Source organism: Corynebacterium sp. (assembly GCF_030535495.1).
In the GTDB taxonomy this organism is placed as follows: Bacteria; Actinomycetota; Actinomycetes; order Mycobacteriales; family Mycobacteriaceae; genus Corynebacterium.
Genome location: NZ_JAUNRW010000044.1, coordinates 4,820 through 18,346, shown reverse-complemented (window position 1 = coordinate 18,346; position 13,527 = coordinate 4,820). Strand labels below are relative to the sequence as shown.

12 protein-coding genes are annotated in these 13,527 nt (G+C 69.1%); 7 read left to right on the top strand and 5 right to left on the bottom strand.

The genetic code is table 11. The features are described from left to right. Nucleotides 1-24: 24 nt before the first annotated feature. Genes rlmB through Q4F73_RS07105 form a run of 4 tightly spaced genes read right to left on the bottom strand, consistent with a single transcriptional unit; the run spans nt 25 to nt 4,309 of the window. Complete coding sequence (gene rlmB, locus Q4F73_RS07120; RefSeq protein WP_303358663.1) at nt 25-969, bottom strand: 23S rRNA (guanosine(2251)-2'-O)-methyltransferase RlmB; 945 nt, start codon at nt 967-969, stop codon at nt 25-27. Nucleotides 970-972: 3 nt separating this feature from the next. Continuing rightward, nucleotides 973-2,367, bottom strand: coding sequence for a cysteine--tRNA ligase (gene cysS / locus Q4F73_RS07115; protein WP_303358662.1), 1,395 nt, complete (start codon nt 2,365-2,367; stop codon nt 973-975). A 21-nt stretch (nt 2,368-2,388) separates the two neighbouring features. Further along, entirely contained in the window at nt 2,389-3,162 is a 774-nt protein-coding gene (nagB, locus tag Q4F73_RS07110) for a glucosamine-6-phosphate deaminase (protein ID WP_303358661.1), read from the bottom strand. A 1-nt stretch (nt 3,163) separates the two neighbouring features. After that, on the bottom strand, nt 3,164-4,309 hold the full coding sequence (locus tag Q4F73_RS07105) for an N-acetylglucosamine-6-phosphate deacetylase (protein WP_303358660.1): 1,146 nt from the start codon (nt 4,307-4,309) through the stop codon (nt 3,164-3,166). A gap of 158 nt (nt 4,310-4,467) precedes the next feature. On the opposite strand from Q4F73_RS07105, the gene Q4F73_RS07100 reads away from it, so the two are divergent. Genes Q4F73_RS07100 through Q4F73_RS07090 form a run of 3 tightly spaced genes read left to right on the top strand, consistent with a single transcriptional unit; the run spans nt 4,468 to nt 7,000 of the window. Further along, the gene (locus tag Q4F73_RS07100) at nt 4,468-5,397 is read left to right on the top strand and encodes a dihydrodipicolinate synthase family protein (protein WP_303358659.1); all 930 of its coding nucleotides are present in this window, start codon (nt 4,468-4,470) and stop codon (nt 5,395-5,397) included. A gap of 6 nt (nt 5,398-5,403) precedes the next feature. After that, the gene (locus Q4F73_RS07095) at nt 5,404-6,300 is read left to right on the top strand and encodes an ROK family protein (protein ID WP_303358658.1); all 897 of its coding nucleotides are present in this window, start codon (nt 5,404-5,406) and stop codon (nt 6,298-6,300) included. A gap of 4 nt (nt 6,301-6,304) precedes the next feature. Next, the gene (locus tag Q4F73_RS07090; protein ID WP_303358657.1) at nt 6,305-7,000 is read left to right on the top strand and encodes a putative N-acetylmannosamine-6-phosphate 2-epimerase; all 696 of its coding nucleotides are present in this window, start codon (nt 6,305-6,307) and stop codon (nt 6,998-7,000) included. Here Q4F73_RS07090 and Q4F73_RS07085 read toward each other — a convergent pair. Further along, complete coding sequence (locus Q4F73_RS07085; RefSeq protein WP_303358656.1) at nt 6,997-7,704, bottom strand: FadR/GntR family transcriptional regulator; 708 nt, start codon at nt 7,702-7,704, stop codon at nt 6,997-6,999. The genes Q4F73_RS07090 and Q4F73_RS07085 overlap by 4 nt on opposite strands. Nucleotides 7,705-7,975: 271 nt before the next feature. On the opposite strand from Q4F73_RS07085, the gene Q4F73_RS07080 reads away from it, so the two are divergent. The 4 genes from Q4F73_RS07080 (at nt 7,976) to Q4F73_RS07065 (ending at nt 13,454) form a co-directional block, all read left to right on the top strand. Then, nucleotides 7,976-9,604 carry an ABC transporter substrate-binding protein gene (locus Q4F73_RS07080; RefSeq protein ID WP_303358655.1) on the top strand — a complete coding sequence of 543 codons (1,629 nt, stop codon included), beginning with the start codon at nt 7,976-7,978 and terminating at the stop codon, nt 9,602-9,604. A gap of 126 nt (nt 9,605-9,730) precedes the next feature. Next, nucleotides 9,731-10,696 (top strand): ABC transporter permease, encoded by a 966-nt coding sequence (locus Q4F73_RS07075; protein ID WP_303358654.1) that lies wholly within the window; start codon nt 9,731-9,733, stop codon nt 10,694-10,696. After that, nucleotides 10,696-12,675, top strand: coding sequence for a dipeptide/oligopeptide/nickel ABC transporter permease/ATP-binding protein (locus tag Q4F73_RS07070; RefSeq protein WP_303358653.1), 1,980 nt, complete (start codon nt 10,696-10,698; stop codon nt 12,673-12,675). Before Q4F73_RS07075 ends, Q4F73_RS07070 begins: the two co-directional genes overlap by 1 nt. Beyond that, complete coding sequence (locus tag Q4F73_RS07065) at nt 12,672-13,454, top strand: ABC transporter ATP-binding protein (RefSeq protein ID WP_303358652.1); 783 nt, start codon at nt 12,672-12,674, stop codon at nt 13,452-13,454. The genes Q4F73_RS07070 and Q4F73_RS07065 overlap by 4 nt, the downstream gene beginning before the upstream one ends. Nucleotides 13,455-13,527: the final 73 nt, after the last annotated feature.

Sequence of the window (13,527 nt, the reverse complement as noted above, 5' to 3'; positions counted from 1 at the left end):
GGTGAATCCTCGACAAACTGTGGACTACCGCTGCCCCGCCCGGCGCTGGCGGGCGAACTCTGCTAGCACCACACCGGCGGCGACGGAGGCGTTGAGGGACTCCACCCAACCGGCCATGGGCACGGACATGATGACGTCGCAGTTCTCGCGGACCAGGCGCGAGATGCCCTTGCCCTCGGAGCCGACGACGATGACCACGGGGTCGGTGCCGCCGTCGTAGGTGTCGAGGGTGTGCTCCCCACCGGCGTCGAGGCCGACGACCTGGTAGCCGTTCTTCTGGAACTCCTTGAGCGTGCGGGTGAGGTTGACCTCGCGGGCCACGGGCAGGCGAGCGGCGGTGCCGGCACTCGTCCGCCAGGTGACACCGGTGACGCCCGCGGAGCGACGCTCCGGGATGACCACGCCGTGGCCGCCGAAAGCGGCGACGGAACGGATGACGGCGCCGAGGTTGCGGGGGTCGGTGATGTTGTCGAGGACGACGAACATGCCGGGCTCACCGCGCTCGGCGGCCTGGCCGATGAGGGTGTGCACGTCGGCGTACTTGTAGGGCGGGATCTGCAGGCCGATGCCCTGGTGGAGGCCGTTGCCGGTCATCTTGTCCAGCTCGAAGCGGGGCACCTCCTGGATGGGGATGCCGCGGGTGGTGGCCATCTGGACGGCTTCGCTGAGGCGGTCATCGGCACCCGTGCCCTCGGCGACATAGAGCAGCGAGGCCGGCACCTTGGCGTGGAGGCACTCGACGACGGGGTTACGCCCCACGACGAGCTCGTACGGGTTCTCCTGGGTGTGGCGGCCGGAGGCGCGGCGTTCCGCGGCCCTCTTGCGCTTGTGGGCGGCGTGGTACTCGCGGTCCTCCGCCTTGGGGGTGGGGCCCTTGCCGCGCAGGCCGCGACGGACCTGCCCGCCGGAGCCCTTGACGGCGCCCTTCTTGTTGGTGCGTCGGGCGCCGGGTCGTCCCTGCTTAGCCATGTGTCAGTCCTTCTTCAGCGACCACTGCGGGCCGTCGGGGGTGTCGGTCACGTCGATGCCGGCGGCGATGAGGCGATCGCGTACGGCATCGGCGGTGGCCCAGTCCTTGGTGGCCCGGGCGGTGGTGCGTCGTTCCAGTTCGGCGTCGACGAGCACGTCGAGGGCGGCCAGCGCGCCGTCGCTTGTCGACGCACCCTGCGCCCACGCCTCATCCTGCGGATCGAATCCGAGGACGGCACTCATGGCGCGGACGGAGCCGGCGAGGCGCGCAGCCTCCTCCTGCTCACCGGCGGCGAGCGCGGAGTTGCCGGCGCGCACGGCGTTGTGGATCTCGGCCAGGGCGCGGGGGACGGCGATGTCGTCGTCCATGGCAGCGGCGAAGGCCTCGGTCCACTGCCCCACCTCGACGGCGCCGACGCGGGCGAGGAAGTCCTCGATGCGCCGGTAGCCGGCGGCCGCCTCCTGCAGCGCGGCCTCAGAGTACTCCAGCACGCTGCGGTAGTGGGCGGAGCCGAGGTAGTAGCGCAGTTCGACGGGGCGGACCATCTCCAGCATGTTGGGCACGGAGAGCACGTTGCCCAGCGACTTGGACATCTTCTCCCCGGACATGGTCACCCAGTGGTTGTGCATCCAGTAGCGGGCGAAGCCGTCACCGGCGGCGTGGGCCTGGGCGATCTCGTTCTCGTGGTGCGGGAACTGCAGATCCAGGCCGCCGCCGTGGATGTCGAACTCCGCGCCGAGGTACCAGGTCGCCATGGCGGAGCACTCCAGGTGCCAGCCGGGGCGACCCTCGCCCCACGGGGTGGGCCAGGAGGGCTCGCCGGGCTTGGCGGCCTTCCACAGCGCGAAGTCCTGCGGGGAGCGCTTGCCGGCATTGTCGGTCTCCCCCTGTTCCATCTCCTCGACGCGGTTGCCGGACAGGGAACCGTAGTCGGAGCCCTCGGCGGCGACCCAGGCGGCGACGTCGAAGTAGACGGAGCCGGCGACGGCGTAGGCGAAACCGGCGTCGATAAGCCGCTGCATGTAGGTGACCATCTGCGTGACGTGTCCGGTCGCCCGCGGCTCCACCGACGGCGGCAGCACGCCCAGCTGGTCGTACGCCCAGGTGAAGGCGCGCTCGTGCGTGGCCACCCACTCCCACCAGGGGCGATCGTGCTCGGCGGCCTTGGTGAGGATCTTGTCGTCGATGTCGGTGACGTTGCGCACGAAGGCGACATCCAGGCCGGAGGCGGCCAGCCAGCGGCGGAGGATGTCGAAGGCCACGCCGGAGCGGACATGGCCGATGTGCGGCTGGGACTGCGGCGTCGCACCGCACAGGTAGATCGAGGCGTGTCCCGGGCGGACCGGGACGAACTCGCGCTGCGACCGGGTGGCGGTGTCATAGATACGGAGAGTCACAACTCACCATCCTAGACGGCCCTAGATTTCTCGCGGCAGCCTGTTCTTCTCGACGAAGCGGTGGTAGTCACCGTTGCGCAGGCCCGCGGCGGCGGCCTCGTCGACGATGACCGTGGCGCGCGGGTGCAGCTGCAGCACCGAGGCGGGGCACATGGTGGTCACCGGCCCCTCGGCCAGGGCGGCGACGGCGTCGGCCTTGCCCTCGCCGGTGGCCAGCAGCAGCAGGTGCCCGGCGCGCTGGATGGTTCCCACGCCCTGGGTGAGCACGTGGATGGGCACGTCCTCGGGCCGGTCGAAGAAGCGGGAGTTGTCGGCGATGGTCTGCGGCTGCAGGGTGTCCACGTGGGTGGGGCCCTGGAGGGCGGCGCCCGGTTCGTTGAAGGCGATGTGGCCGTTGGTGCCGATTCCCAGCAGCTGGATGTCGACGCCACCGTGGTCGATGATGGCCTGCTCGTACTCTGCGGCCGCGGCCCACGGGTCGGCGGCGGTGCCGTCGGGGCTGTGGACGCGGGAGTCGTCGATGTCGATGTGCGAGGTGAACTCGTGGCGGATGGTGTGGTGGTAGCTCTGCTCGTGGCCGGGGGCGAGGCCGACGTATTCGTCGAGAAGGAAGGCGGTGCACCCGGCGAAGCTGACCTCACCGGCCTGATGGCGGTTGATGAGCTCCTGGTAGGTGCCCAGCGGGGTGGAGCCGGTGGCCAGGCCGAGGGTGGCGCCGCGGTTGGCGTAGGCGGCGAGAATGTCGGCAGCGGTGTGCGCGACGGCCTCCGCGTCGGGGCGGATGAGAATGTCCATGTCAGTTCCTCTCAGCTGGGGTAACGGTGGTGCCGCGGCGGATGACCTGGGCCACCGTGCCGTCGGGGCGCAGGGCGACGATGTCGGCCCGGTGGCCGGGGGCAAGCGCGCCGATGCTCCCGTCCATGCCCAGGACCTGGGCGGGGGTGGTGGAGGCGGCGGCGACGAGCGTGGTCAGGGGGATGCCGCGTCGCAGGTGGCGGGCCACCTGGTCGGCGAGGGTCGAGGTCCCTCCGGCGATCGCCCCGCCGGAGGTCAGCCGGGCCACGCCGTCGACGACGGTGACCGCCAGGGTGCCCAGGTCATAGTCGCCGTCGGGCATGCCGGCGGCCTGCATGGCGTCGGTGACAAACAGCGCGGAGGATCCGACGGCCGCCATGACCATGTCGACGGTGCCGTCGTCGAGGTGGACGCCGTCGGCGATGAGTTCGACGAAGGCTTCTTGACGAGCGGCCGCATGGATGAGCGCGGCCGCCGCCCCGGGTGCGCGGTGGTGCACCGGGGGCATGGCGTTGAACAGGTGGGTGGCGGTGACGGTGACGCCGCGGTCCCGGGCGGCCGCGATGAGCTCTGTCGTCTCTTCGAAGGAGGCGTCGGTGTGGCCGAGGGAGGCGATGATGTTGTGGGTGGCGCAGACGTCGAGAAGCTCGTGGGCGTGGGCGGTCTCCGGGGCGAAGGTGATCTGGCGGACGTGCCCGGCGCCGGCGCGGGCCACGCGGTCGAGCATGTCGGGGTCGCCGGGGATGATGGCGGCGGGGTCCTGGGCGCCGCACCGGCAGGAGTTGACGAAGGGTCCCTCGAGGTGGATTCCGGCCAGCACCCCCTCCTCGCAGAGCTCAGCGAGCAGGGGCACCTGGCGCAGCATCGACTCCTCGCTGGCGGAGACGAGGCTGGCGAGCAGCGTGGTGGTGCCGTGGGAGAGATGGAAGTCGGCCGCGGTGCGGCACTGGTCCGCGGTGGAGGTGGGGAAGGATCCACGGAGTCCGCCGTGGTTGTGGATGTCGACGAATCCGGGGACAAAGGTGAGGTCGTCGGCGGGGGTGCCGTCCAGCTTCTCGACGTCCGCGATCACCTCATTGTCCACGGTTATCCGTGCGTGGGGGATCACGCCCGCGGGGGTGACCACCTGCCCTGTGAACTCTGTCACGACTAAGCGCCTCCTGTGTGTCGGTAGTTTCCAACAATAGTCCTGGCTGCGCCCCCCTGTCCACAGGAGGTATGATGTCTTATGTCTAGGAGCATGTCCTGGTAGCCGGCCACTTCGGCCCCTACCCCGCCCTCATCCGAGCCAGGAGAATTCCCACCATGACCACCACGTTCCGCGGTGTCATCCCCCCCGTCCTCACCCCCTTCCGTGAGGACTACTCCATCGACACCGACGCCCTGCGCCGCCTCGTGGACCGACTCATCGACGCCGGAGTCGACGGGCTGTTCGCCCTCGGTTCCTCCGCGGAGATGGCCTTCCTCACCCGCGCCAACCGCCGCATCGTCGTGTCCACCATCGTCGACCAGGCCGCCGGCCGCGTCCCCGTCATCGCCGGCGTCATCGACATGACCACCCCCCTGGTCGCCGAGCACGTCGCCGACGCCATCGACAGCGGGGCCCACGGCCTGGTGGCCACGGCCCCCTTCTACGTGCGCACCCACCGCACCGAGATCATCGAGCACTTCCGCCGCATCCACGAGATGGCGCCGGATCTGCCGCTCTTCGCCTACAACATCCCCGTCTGCGTCCACTCGGTGCTCGACCCCGCCCTGCTCATCGAGATGGCCACGGCCGGTTACATCCAGGGCGTGAAGGACTCCGGCGGAGTCGACGCCGCCACCCGCCTGATGGTCGAGGCCAAGCACGCTGCCGGCCTCGAGGACTTCCAGGTGCTCACCGGTTCCGAGACCACCGTCGACCTGGCCTACCTGGCCGGCGTCGACGGTGTCGTCCCGGGCCTGGGCAACGTCGATCCGGCCGGCTACGTCGAGCTGGCGCGACTGTGCACCACCGGCCAGTGGGAGGAGGCGGCCGCCCTGCAGACGCGGATCACCCGCCTGTTCGGCATCGCCCTGGCCGGGGACCCGGCCCGCATGGGTGGATCCTCCTCCGGTCTCGGCGGCTTCAAGGCGGCCCTGACCCACCTGGGAGTGTTCGACTCCGGGCTCATGGCCCCGCCGCACCAGCCGCTCAACGACGCGGAGCTGGCGACCATCCACGCCCTCGTCGACGCCGCCGACCTCCGCTGACACCCCATGCGCCCCGCCACACTCGCCCTCGATATCGGTGGCACGAAGATCGCCTACGGCCTGGTGCCCGATGACTCCCCGCACGAGGTCATCGGCGCCGGGCGACTGCCCAGCCTGGCCCTGGAGCGTCGCACGCTGGAGCAGGTCCGCGCCGCCGTCGCCACGGCGCTGTCCACCGCCGGGGACCTGCAGGTCGTGCGCTGCGGCGTGGGCGCCCCCGGCGTGGTCCGCGGCGGGGTCATCGCCTCCGCCGGGGACACCATGCCCGGGTGGGCCGGCACCGAGGTGGCCGGCACCGTCGCCGAGCTCACCGGCCGCCACGTCTCCTGCGACAACGACGTCCGGGTATGGGCCTTTGGTGAACATCACCTGGGCGCCGGGGAAGGCTCTCAGGGGCGCGTCCTTTACCTCTCGCTGGGGACGGGGGTGGGAGGCGCGATCGTCGATAAGCAGCAGTTGCTCGACGGGCCCACCGGCACCGCCGGCGAAGCCGCGCACCTGGTGTGCGCGGACGTCGAGGGCCGGGCCGTGGGCTGCGAGGCCTCCGCGAGCGGCACCGGCCTGACCACCTACTACAACGCGCGTTCGGCCCGCCCGCCGGTGGATCTGCCCGAGATCATCTCCCGCATGCGCGACGGGGAACGCCTGGCCGGCGAGATCGTGCGCGGCAATCTGCGGGGCTTCGGGCGGGCCGTCGGCGCGCTGGCGACCCTCCTCGACCTGTCCGCCATCGTCCTCGGCGGCGGGGTCGGCTCCCTCGGCGAGATCGTGCGTGACCCTTTCGCCGATGGGGTGCGCGAGACGATCCTGCCGCTCAAGGCCGACCTTCCCGTCCGCACCACCAGCCTCGGCCCGGCGGCACCGCTTGTCGCTGCCGCCGCCTACGCCCGATCCCAGGAGTGACCCCATGAATGCCAGCGACCTGACCACCCACCTGCGCGGCCGTCTCATCGTCTCCGTGCAGGCCCCCGACCACCACGCCATGCGCGACACCCGCACGTTGACCCACGTGGCCCAGGCCTGCGTCGACGGCGGGGCGGCCGCCATCCGCTGCGGCGGGTACGGCGGCCTGGAGGACATCCGGGCGATCGTCGATAAGCTCGGGGAGGACATCCCCGTCTTCGGCCTGACCAAGGAAGGCACCGAGGGCGTCTACATCACCCCGTCGGTGGCCTCCGTGCAGGCCGTGGCCGCCGCGGGCGCGCAGGTGGTGTGCGTGGACGCCACGTTCCGCCCCCGCCAGGACGGCTCCACCCTGGAGGACCAGGTGGCGGCCGCCCACGACGCCGGGGCGCTGTGCATGGCGGACTGCGCGACCCCGGACGAGGCCCGCGCCGCCCTCGAGGCCGGCTGCGACCTCATGTCCACCACCCTGGCCGGCTACACACCCGACCGGCCCGCCACCGACGGCCCCGATCTGGACTGCGTGCGCCAGGCCCGCGCGCTGCTCGGCCCGGACGCCTTCCTCATCGGCGAGGGCCGCTACCGCTCCCCCGCCGAGGCGGCCCACGGGCTGCTGGCCGGGGCGGACGCGGTCATCGTGGGCACCGCCATCACCGATCCGGGCTGGATCACCGCGCAGTTCGCGGCGCACCTGCGTTAGTGCGGCCGGCGGCTGTCGGCCACGAGCTGCCGCAGGGGGGCGTAGTGCCGCTTGACGACGTCCCGGTAACGCTCCGGGTCGTTGTCCGTGAGGGCGTCGAGCATGTCGGCGTGCGCCTCGATGGTCAGCTCGATGCTGCCGGGCAGGGAGAGACTCAGTAGCGGCAGGACCTGCATGTGCACCTGCCAGAAGGCCTCGGACAGCTCCTTGACCAGTGGGTTGGCGATGGGCCGCAGGAGCGTGGCGTGGAACTGCCGGTCCTCCGCGGCAAAAGACTCGCCGGCCTGGTACTTCTCCCGCATGCCCTGGACGAGTGCGTGGAGGTGGTCGACGGGCTGCCGGTGGTAGATCCCGGCCAGTTCCTCGGCCACCGACAGGTCGAGGGCCTCCCGCGTATCCACGACGTGGGAGAGATTCTCCAGGGAGTTCTCCGTGTCCAGGGTGATGCGCAGGATGAGTCCGCGCAGCAGGGGCGCCAGCGACATGTCGGAGACGAAGGTGCCGTGACCGTGCCGGACCTCGACGATGTCGAGGCTGGACAGGGTGCGGATCGCCTCCCGGAGGGAGGAGCGGGAGCAGTCCATCTCCCCACACAGGACCGCCTCCGACGGCAGGAGATCTCCGGGGCGGAGACGGTGGGTGAGGATGTAGTTCTTGATCCCCTCCTCCGCCTCCCGGGCGGCATTGCGGGGTCTGCGGACCATGGTCATCCTCTCCTCGGCGGGATCCAGGGAGCACTGCTCCCGGCACAGTTGAGCGCATCATAACCCGCGGGGCTAATACATATACAAGTACCGACACTGTGATTCGTTCGGCACGGACTTCTCGATGTGAGCTGTTGCGCACATTTCTTTCTCTAGATCATAGAACACATCAGATGTCTGATGTATGGTTTAACTCAGAGGATATGTCTTTCACTCATCCGCTCCCCGACAACCAGCCCCTTTACACAGAATCAAGGGAAAGGACGACCCCATGAGCCCCAACGTTTCCCGCCGCCAGTTCCTGCGGCTGACCGGTGTTCTCGCAGCCGCTGCCGGCATTTCCGCCGGCGTCGCCGCCTGCGCCCCCGGCAACAACGACACCTCCACCTCCGGCACCCCCGCCGGCAGCGGCAGCGGCGGAGGCGGTGACGCCCAGGACGACGGCACCATCCAGGCCGCCATCTCCTACGAGCTGGGCACCAACGGCTACGACCCCATGGTCACCACCGCCGCCCTGACCATCGCCGCCAACTGGCACACGATGGAGGGCCTGACCGAGATGCACCCGGCCACCGGCGAGACCTACGCCGCCCTGGCCTCCGAACTGCCCGACTCCGGCGATGAGACCACCGTCGACGTCACGCTTCGCGACGGCGCCGTCTTCCACGACGGCTCGCCCGTCACCGCCGAGGACGTCGTCTTCTCCTTCGAGCGCGTCATGGACGAGGAGAACAGCTCCCTCTACGCCTCGTTCATCCCCTTCATCGAGTCCGTCGAGGCCAAGGACGACACCACCGTCACCTTCACCCTCGCCCACCCGACCGGCCTGTTCGCCGACCGCCTCTCCGTGGTCAAGATCGTGCCGAAGGCCATCGTCGAGGCCGACGCCGACGCCTTCGACGCCACCCCGACCGGCACCGGCCCGTACCAGATGACCGACAACGGTGGTACCTCCAAGACCATCGTCTTCGAGCGTTTCGACGACTACACCGGACCCCACCCGGCCCGTGCCGCCTCCATGGAGTGGCAGATCATCCCGGACGCCTCCACCCGCATCAACTCCATCCAGTCCGGATCCACCCAGGCCATCGACTCGGTGCCCTACCTCAACATCGAGCAGCTCGAGTCCACCGGCTCCGTCGAGTCCATCCAGGGCTTCGGTCTGCTGTTCGCCATGTTCAACAACCACGAGTCGAACGCCTTCTCCGATGTCCGCGCCCGCCAGGCCTTCCTCTACGGCATCGACATGGAGCGGATCCTCGAGACCGCCATGCTCGGCCAGGCCACCGCCGCGACCAGCTTCCTGCAGAAGGAGCACCCGAACTACAACGAGGCCTCCACCGTCTACACCTACGACGAGGCCCGGGCCACCCAGCTGTTCGAGGAGGCCGGCGTCACCAGCCTGCGCCTGCTGTGCACCGACCATGACTGGGTGAAGAACTGCACCCCGCTCATCCAGGAGTCCCTGTCCAACCTGGGCATCTCCGTCGACTTCACCGAGCGCCAGTCCGCCGACGTGTACAACACCATCGACGGCAACCCGGACTCCTTCGACGTGGTCATCGCCCCCGGCGATCCGTCCGTGTTCGGCAACGACCCGGACCTGCTCATGCGCTGGTGGTACGCCGGTGACACCTGGACCGACACCCGCATGAACTGGAAGGGCACCGAGTCCTACGACCGGGTCCAGCAGCTTCTCGACGACGGCATGCAGGCCACCGACACCGAGTCCGCCCAGAACACCTGGAACGAGCTGTTCGACCTGCTCTCCGAGGAGGTGCCGCTGTACCCGCTGTTCCACCGCAAGGCGCCGACCGCCTGGAACGATGAGACCCTCGTCGACTTCCAGCCGATCCCGCTGACCGGCCTCAGCTTCGTCGGCGTGGGCACCACAGAGTAGTCCACCTCCACCCACCGCAACCGGGGTCCGGTCGCAGACCGACCGTCTGCCCAGTCCCCGGTTCTTGCATGCAGTCCGCCGGTGATCGACAACGAACTGCCTTCCCTCAGGAGTTTTCCCGCCCCCATGTCCAACTTGATCAGACTTATCGGCCGCCGCCTGCTGGCACTGCCGATCATGATTCTCGGCGTCACCTTCCTCGTCTTCTTCATCATGTCCTTCAGCCCCGCCGACCCCGCCCGGTTGGCCCTGGGCGAGTCCGCCTCCCCGGCGGCGCTGGAGGCCTACCGTGAGGCCAACGGCCTCAACGACCCCCTGCTGGTGCGGTACGGCCGCTTCCTCGTCGGCATGCTCCAGGGCGATCTGGGCACCACCAGCGGCAACGCCAGCGTCACCGACGTCGTCGCCCGGGCCTTCCCCATCACCCTGCAGCTGACCTTCATCGGCCTGATCATCGCGGTGGTGCTCGCCCTCATCTTCGGTGTGCTCGCCGCGCTCTACCGCGACCGCTGGGTGGACCAGGTCATCCGCGTGTTCTCCATCGCCGCGCTGGCCACCCCCTCCTTCTGGTTGGCGATCCTGCTCATCCAGTGGCTGGGCACCATCCCCGGCGGATGGGGAATCTTCCCGGCGCTCGTCGGCCGCTGGGTCCCCTTCTTCGAGGACCCGCAGGCCTACATCAACAACATGTTCCTGCCCGCCTTCGCCCTGGCGGTGCCGGTCGCCGGTTCACTCGCCCGCGTCGTGCGCACGGCCATGGTCGAGGAGCTGGACAAGGACTACGTCCGTACCGCCATCGGAGCGGGCATCCCCAAGGGGGAGGTCGTCTCGCGCAACGTCCTGCGCAACGCACTGATCACCCCGATCACCGTGCTCGGCCTCCGCGTCGGCTACCTCATGGGTGGCGCGGTGATCATCGAGATCATCTTCAACATCCAGGCCATGGGCCAGCTCATCCTCGACGGTGTGACGCGTAACGACGTCTTCCTCGTCCAGGGTGTCACCCTCACCGTGGCCATCGCCTTCATCCTCGTCAACATCGTCGTGGACATGCTCTACGTCCTCGTCAACCCACGAATCAGGAGCATCTGATGCTACGCGGGAAAACCACCTCCACTCTCGAGTCCAAGGCAGGCGGCCGTTTCACGGGGCTGAAGAACATGTCCCTGTCGTCGAAGATCGCGCTGACCATCATCGGTCTCGTCGCCCTCGCCGCCCTCTTCGCCCCGTTGCTGGCCAGCTACGATCCGCTCGCCTCCGGCCGCCCGGTGCAGCCCCCGAGCGCCGAGCACTGGTTCGGCACCGACGCCATCGGCCGCGACATCTTCTCGCGCGTCGTCCACGGCGCCCGGTCCTCCCTCATCATCGGCCTGGCCGCGACAGGCTCCGCCCTGCTGGTCGCCGCCGTCCTCGGTTCCATCGCCGCCACCGCCGGCAAGGTCGTCTCCGAGGTGCTCATGCGCATCCTCGACATCATCATGTCCTTCCCCGGCATCGCCCTGGCCGCCGTGTTCGTCGCCGTCTTCGGCAACGCGCTGCACGTGCTCGTCTTCGCCATCGGCTTCCTCTACGTCCCCCAGCTCTCGCGTGTGGTCCGCGCCAACGTGCTCAGTGAGTTCGGCGAGGACTACGTGGCCGCGAACAAGGTGCTCGGCGCCTCCACGGCCCGCATCCTCATCAAGCAGGTGGCCCGAAACTGCCTCGCCCCCATCGCGGTGTTCGCCACGGTGCTGGTGGCCGACGCCATCGTCTTCGAGGCCTCCCTGTCCTTCATCAACGCCGGTGTGAAGCCTCCGGAGCCGTCCTGGGGCAACATCCTCGCCGACGGCAAGCAGCTGCTGCTCTCCGGCGCCTGGTGGCCGACGTTCTTCCCGGGCCTGATGATCCTCATCACCGTCCTCTCCCTCAACATCCTCTCCGAGGGGCTGACCGACGCCCTGGCTTCCCCCACCATCAAGCACCGCCCCAACGTGGACAAGGACGAGGAGGTCGCCGACACCTCCACCGCCCTCGGCCAGATCAGCGAGGAGGAGGCGGCCCGTTCCCTCCGCCTCTCCCTGGACAGCCTGCGCGAGGCGGAACTGCAGGATGATCGCCGTCTGACGTTCAGCGGCAACGACACCCCCCTGCTCGAGGTCAACAACCTCTCCATCGCCTTCCCCTCCGCCCACGGTGACGTCAACATCGTCGACAACGTCAGCTTCACCGTCGCCCCGGAGCAGACGATGGGCCTGGTCGGCGAGTCCGGATGTGGCAAGTCCATCACGGCCATGGCCATCATGGGGCTGCTGCCGCCCACGGCACGCATCACCGGTGAGATCATCTTCGACGGCCAGAACCTCCTGGATCTGACGCCCAAGCAGCACAATGCCCTGCGTGGTCACGACATCGCGATGATCTACCAGGACGCCCTGAGCTCGCTGAACCCGTCGATGCTCATCTCCAGCCAGATGAAGCAGCTCACCCGACGCGGTGGGCAGCGCAGCGCCGAGGAACTGCTCGAGCTGGTCGGACTCGACCCGGCCCGCACCCTGAAGTCCTACCCGCATGAGCTGTCGGGAGGCCAGCGCCAGCGCGTGCTCATCGCCATGGCCCTGACCCGTAACCCGCGTCTGCTCATCGCCGATGAGCCGACCACCGCCCTGGACGTCACCGTCCAGGCCCAGGTCGTCGAACTGCTCAATGACCTGCGGGAGAAGCTCGGCTTCGCGATGGTCTTCGTCTCCCACGACCTGGCTCTCGTCGGCCGCCTCAGCCACAAGATCACCGTCATGTACGCCGGTCAGGTCGTCGAGCAGGGCAACACCCGCGAACTGCTTGCCGATCCCCACCACGAGTACACCCGCGGACTGCTGGGCGCTGTCCTGTCCATCGAGGCCGGTGCGGATCGCCTGTACCAGGTCCCCGGCACCGTGCCCTCCCCGGCGGACTTCGTCGCCGGTGACCGTTTCGCACCGCGCTCCGCCCACCGCGGGGTCGGCGCCGACGAGAGGCCGACCATGCGACACATCGACGGCTCCCACTACTACGCCACCACCGATGCCCTGCTGCAGCTGGGAGGAGAGAAATGACCCCCGTCATCGAGCTTCGCGACGTCTCCGTGATCCACAAGTCACGCACCGGCAAGCTCTTCACACCCGACCTGGTCCATGCCAACCGCAACGTGGACTTCCACATCAACCGCGACGAGGTGGTGGGCGTGGTCGGCGAGTCCGGCTGCGGCAAGTCCACTCTCGCCCGCGTCGTGGTCGGCCTGCAGAAGCCCACCGAGGGAGAGGTGTTCTTCCGGGGGGAGCCGCTGACCGGGCGGGGTCGCCAGCGCGCGGAGCTCGGCCGCTCCGTCTCCGTGGTCTTCCAGGATCCCTCCACGTCCCTCAACCCCCGCATGAGCGTGCACGATCAGCTGATCGAGCCCCTCCATGTCCACAAGATCGGCTCCCGCAGCGAGCAGGAGAAGCGCGTCCGGGAGCTGGTCTCCCTCGTGGGTCTGCCGCAGTCCGCACTCGGTGTGCTGCCGCGTCAGATCTCGGGCGGTCAGCGCCAGCGTGTGGCCATCGCCCGTGCCCTGGCCCTGGAGCCCGACATCATCATCGCCGACGAGCCGACCTCGGCTCTCGACGTCTCCGTCCGCGCCCAGGTGCTCAACCTGCTGCTCGATCTGAAGAAGGAACTGGGCCTGGGCCTGATGTTCATCAGCCACGACATCAACACCGTGCGCTACGTCTCCGACCGCATCTGCGTGATGCTGGCCGGGGAGATCATCGAGGAGAACACCACCGAGGAGATCTTCCACAACCCCCGCCAGGAGTACACCCGCACCCTGTTGGCGGCCACCCCTTCCCTGCTCTGAGCAAGCACGCCACAAGCCCACGCCGCCCGGATCATCGATCCGGGCGGCTTTGTGTGTGACCCGACTTTGCTCA

Bases quoted from the DNA above. Each gene is read 5' to 3' on its own strand.
- rlmB (WP_303358663.1), bottom strand. From the start codon at position 969: ATGGCTAAGCAGGGACGACCCGGCGCCCGACGCACCAACAAGAAGGGC.
- nagB (WP_303358661.1), bottom strand. From the start codon at position 3,162: ATGGACATTCTCATCCGCCCCGACGCGGAGGCCGTCGCGCACACCGCT.
- Q4F73_RS07100 (WP_303358659.1), top strand. From the start codon at position 4,468: ATGACCACCACGTTCCGCGGTGTCATCCCCCCCGTCCTCACCCCCTTC.
- Q4F73_RS07095 (WP_303358658.1), top strand. From the start codon at position 5,404: ATGCGCCCCGCCACACTCGCCCTCGATATCGGTGGCACGAAGATCGCC.
- Q4F73_RS07090 (WP_303358657.1), top strand. From the start codon at position 6,305: ATGAATGCCAGCGACCTGACCACCCACCTGCGCGGCCGTCTCATCGTC.
- Q4F73_RS07085 (WP_303358656.1), bottom strand. From the start codon at position 7,704: ATGGTCCGCAGACCCCGCAATGCCGCCCGGGAGGCGGAGGAGGGGATC.
- Q4F73_RS07080 (WP_303358655.1), top strand. From the start codon at position 7,976: ATGAGCCCCAACGTTTCCCGCCGCCAGTTCCTGCGGCTGACCGGTGTT.
- Q4F73_RS07075 (WP_303358654.1), top strand. From the start codon at position 9,731: ATGTCCAACTTGATCAGACTTATCGGCCGCCGCCTGCTGGCACTGCCG.
- Q4F73_RS07070 (WP_303358653.1), top strand. From the start codon at position 10,696: ATGCTACGCGGGAAAACCACCTCCACTCTCGAGTCCAAGGCAGGCGGC.
- Q4F73_RS07065 (WP_303358652.1), top strand. From the start codon at position 12,672: ATGACCCCCGTCATCGAGCTTCGCGACGTCTCCGTGATCCACAAGTCA.